The 4,106-nt window shown below is 71.5% G+C and carries 5 protein-coding genes; all 5 read right to left on the bottom strand.

The window, feature by feature from the left end:
• Positions 1–456 (bottom strand): molybdopterin-dependent oxidoreductase (locus tag KJ554_09125; protein MBU0742495.1); only part of this gene is annotated, 456 nt, incomplete at its 3' end.
• Positions 456–1,190, bottom strand: coding sequence for a molybdopterin-dependent oxidoreductase (locus tag KJ554_09120; GenBank protein MBU0742494.1), 735 nt, complete (start codon positions 1,188–1,190; stop codon positions 456–458). The genes KJ554_09120 and KJ554_09125, both read right to left, overlap by 1 nt.
• A 7-nt stretch (positions 1,191–1,197) precedes the next feature.
• Entirely contained in the window at positions 1,198–3,510 is a 2,313-nt protein-coding gene (locus KJ554_09115; protein ID MBU0742493.1) for a molybdopterin-dependent oxidoreductase, read from the bottom strand.
• Positions 3,507–3,959, bottom strand: a complete 453-nt coding sequence (locus KJ554_09110; GenBank protein MBU0742492.1) for a 2Fe-2S iron-sulfur cluster binding domain-containing protein — start codon at positions 3,957–3,959, stop codon at positions 3,507–3,509. The genes KJ554_09115 and KJ554_09110 overlap by 4 nt, the downstream gene beginning before the upstream one ends.
• Positions 3,956–4,106, bottom strand: a 151-nt coding sequence (locus KJ554_09105) for a xanthine dehydrogenase family protein subunit M (GenBank protein ID MBU0742491.1), incomplete at its 5' end; no start/stop codon positions are given. The genes KJ554_09105 and KJ554_09110, both read right to left, overlap by 4 nt.

The following is a 4,106-nucleotide window of genomic DNA, read 5'->3' as shown; positions in this document are numbered from 1 at the left end:
GAGGCGCTGGCCGAAGGGGAACCTGTCGCCCGGACGCAGCAGGTTGCGCCGGCGGATCTCGACCGGCGACAGCCCGAGCTCGCGCGCCGCCCGGTCCAGGTGACGCTCCGCGGCGAAGATCGATTGCGGCACGCCGAAGCCGCGGAACGCCCCGTTGGGCGGCGTGTTGGTGGCCACCGCCCGGCCGCGGATGCGCGCGTGCGGCAGGCGGTAGGCCCCGGCCGCGTGCAGGATGGCCCGCGAGAGCACCACGGGGCTCATGGTGGCGAAGGCGCCGGCGTCGATGATCACGTCGATGTCCGCCGCGACCAGCGTGCCGTCGCGCAGCAGGCCGGTGCGGTGGCGCACCACCGACGGGTGGCGCTTGGTCGTGACGGCAATGTCCTCGTGCCGGTCGTAGATCATCGCCACGGGATGGCCGCAGCGCAGGGCCAGCACCGCCGTCTGCAAGGCCATCACCGACGGATAGTCCTCCTTACCGCCGAAGGCGCCGCCGGGGGCGACTGGCGCACAACGACGCGGTCGCGGTCCACGCCGAGACCTCGGGCCAGGGCGTTGTGCACGTAGAAGGGGCACTGCATCGAGCCGAGGATCTCCACGCCGCCGTCCGCGCGGGGCGTGGCGATCACGCCCTGGGTCTCCAGGTAGATGTGCTCCTGGTAGCCGGTGCGGTAGACGCCCTCGACGATCCGCTCGGCCGACGCGAACCCCGCTTCGAGATCGCCGCATTCGATCAGGTAGTCGGCGATGAGATTGTCCTCGCCCCAGACGATCGTGTCGCCGCCCAGCGCCGCCTCGACCGTCAGCACCGGCGGCAGCGCCTCGATGTCGGGGTGCAGGGCCGCCAGCGCGCCGGCCAGGATCTCGCGGTCGGGGGCGGCCACCAGCGCCAGCGGCTGGGTCGCGAACTGGATCTCCGGGTCAGCCAGCAGCGGCAGGTCCTCGCGCACCATGGCCACGACGTTGGGACCGGGCAGGTCGGCGGCGGTGATCACGGTGACGCGCGACCAGTCGAAGTCGGGATCGCGCGCGATGCCGCGCAGTCGGCCGCGCGCCACGGGCGAGCGCAGGGCCGCGCCGTGCCAGGCGCCGGGCTGCGGCAGATCGGCGATGAAGCGCGTGCGGCCGGTCACCTTGTCCCAGGCGTCGCGTCTTTCCAGGGGATGTCCCACGCTGCCCATGTCGTTCACGAAGAGATCACCCCGCCTCGCGGGCCGCCGCCAGGGCCGCCAGCACCTTCTCGGGGGTGATGGGCAGGTCGCGCACCCTCACGCCGACGGCATTGAAGACGGCGTCGGCGATGGCCGCCGGCGGCGTATCGATGCCGATCTCGCCCACGGACTTGGCGCCGTAGGGACCGCTGGGCTCGTGGCTCTCGACCAGCTCCACGCGCAGGCTCGGCAGGTCCTGGCGCGAGGGGATCTTGTAGGTCATCAGGGTGTTGGTCAGCAGGTTGCCGCGCTTGCCGTAGCGCACGTCCTCGGTCAGCGCCAGGCCGACGCCCTGGGCCAGGCCGCCCTCCACCTGCACCTTCGCGAGGTTGGGGTTGATGGCCTGTCCGCAGTCCACCACCGCCACGCAGTCGATCAGATCGACCTTGCCGGTGGCGGTGTCCACCTCCACCTCGGCGAAGCCCGCCATGTAGGGCGGCGGCGATTTCTCGCAGAGATGGCTGCCGGTCACGCAAAGCTGCTTCTGATGCTCGCTGTAGAGCAGCCGGGTGGACAGGTCGTCGAGGGTGATCCGTCCGTCCGGACCGTGCACGGCCTCGCCGTCGAAATCGGCGTCGGCGGATTCGCAGCCCAGCGACCGGGCGCCTGCCTCGACCAGCGCCGCCCTCATCTTCAGCGCCGTCTCGCGCACGGCGTGACCTGAGACGTAGGTGGTGCTCGAAGCGTAGGCGCCGGTGTCGAAGGGGGTGCGGTCGGTGTCGGACGAGTAGACGATGATCCTGTTCGAGTCCACGCCCAGCGTCTCCGCGGCGATCTGGGCCAGGACGGTGTCGCTGCCGGTGCCCAGGTCGGTGGCGCCGATCAGCAGGTTGAACGAACCGAAGTCGTTCAGCTTGAGCGTGGCCGAGGCCATGTCGATGCCCGGGATGCCCGAGCCCTGCATGGCCAGCGCCATGCCCACGCCGCGCACCCGGTCCGGCCCGACCACGCGCCGGGGGAACTTGTCGTCCCAGCCGATCAGCTCCTTGCCGCGCGCGATGCACGCGGGCAGCTTGCAGCTCTCGATGGTCTGGGCCACGCCCTCTGTCCCCTCGCCCATGATGGCGAAGATGGGCGAGGTCTCCCCCTCGGCGATCATGTTCATCTCGCGCAGGCGGACGGGGTCGATCCCCAGCTCCGCCGCCAGCTCGGACAGCGCCGACTCCAGGGCGAAGTTGCCCTGGACGGCCCCGTAGCCGCGGAAGGCGCCTCCCGGGGCGTGATTGGTGTAGACCGTCTTCCCGCCGAAGCGCACCGCCTCGACCTTGTTGTACAGGGGCAGCGTCTTGGCGCCGGCGACCATGAAGACCGTCAGGGCATGCTCGCCGTAGGCGCCGGTATCCGACAGCACCGCCATGTCGATCGCCCTCAGCCGCCCGTCGCGACGGGCGGCGATCGTCATGTCGAGACGCATGGGATGGCGCGTGTTGGTGGCCTCGAAGACCTCGCGCCGCGTGTAGACCATCTTGACCGGACGCCCGGTGCGCAGGGTCGCCAGGCCGCAGAGCAGCTCGCCGTGGATCATCTGCTTGCCGCCGAAGCCGCCGCCGATGCGCGGCTTGTTGACGCGGATGTCGCGGACCGGCATGTCCAGGGCCCGGGCCATGATGCGCCTGACGTGCCAGGGCGTCTGCGTGGACGAGATCACGTTCAGCCGGCCGTGCAGATCGAGCCAGGTGGCGCAGGCCATCGTCTCCAGGGCCACGTGCTGCTGGGCCTGTGTGCGGTAGGTGCGCCGCAGCACGACCTCGGCATCGGCCACGATCGCGTCCACGTCTTCGACGTGCATGGCGTAGGCGCTGGCCACGTTGCGGGCGGGATCGAAGCCGATGGGAAAGTTCTCGTGGGCTTCCGGCTCCGGATGCAGCACCGAGGCGTGGCCCTCGGCCGACTCGAAATCGAGGACCGGCTCGAGCGGCTCGTACGTCACCTCGATCGCGGCCAGAGCGGCGTCCGCCTGGGCCGCGGTCGCGGCGGCCGCGACCGCCACCTCGTCCCCCACGTGCCGCACGAACTCGTCCAGGATGAAGCGGTCGCGCGGCGACGGCTCGGGGTGCCCCTGTCCCGCCCGCGTGACCGCCACGCGCGGCACGTCGCGCCAGGTCAGCACGCAGGCCACGCCGGGCAGGGCCTCGGCGGCGGCGGTGTCGAGCGACGCGATGCGCGCGAAGGGGTGGGGGCTGCGCAGGGCCTTGACGATCAACGCGTCGCGGGGCGCCAGGTCGTCCGTGAAGGCCGGCCGTCCCATGACCAGACCCACGCCGTCGATCTTGGGGAGGTTGCGGCCGATCTCGCTCACGACGTTCCCTCCAGGTAGCTGCGGATGGCCCGGGTCTGGCTCGTGTAGCCGGAGCAGCGGCAGAGATTGCCGGCGAGGTAGACGTTGATCGCCTCGTCGTCCGGATCTTCCAGTTCGCGTCGCATGGCCACGACCGACATCACCAGCCCGGGACCGCAGAAGCCGCACTGGTCGGCCCCCTCCCTGGCCATCGCCTCGCCGAGGCGGCGCGCCTCCTCGGGCACGCCTTCCACGGTGAGCACGGCGTGGCCGTCCACGCGTCCGGCCGGCACCGCGCACGAGGGTACGGGCTTGCCGTCCAGCAGGACGGTGCAGGTTCCGCAGGACGCGGTGTCGCAACCGTACTTCACGCTCGTGATCTCGTGGCGCCTCAGGGCCTCGAGCAGTGTCTCGCCGGCGCCGACCTCCCAGATCGCTGCCTGGCCGTTGAGTTCGAAGCGGATCCTCACGACAGCACCTCCCCCACGGCGCGCGCGACCAGCGCGCGGCAGAGCGCGCGGCGGTAGTCGGCCGAAGCGCGCACGTCGTCGCCGAAATCGAGTTCGGCCGCCGCGGCCTCACCGGCGCGGGCGGGCGCATCGTCACCGGAGGCGGCG

This window comes from bacterium, assembly GCA_018814885.1.
Taxonomy (GTDB): Bacteria; Krumholzibacteriota; Krumholzibacteriia; order LZORAL124-64-63; family LZORAL124-64-63; genus JAHIYU01.
The sequence above is the reverse complement of the archived record's forward strand: the minus strand, read 5'-3'. Positions and strand labels throughout refer to the sequence as shown.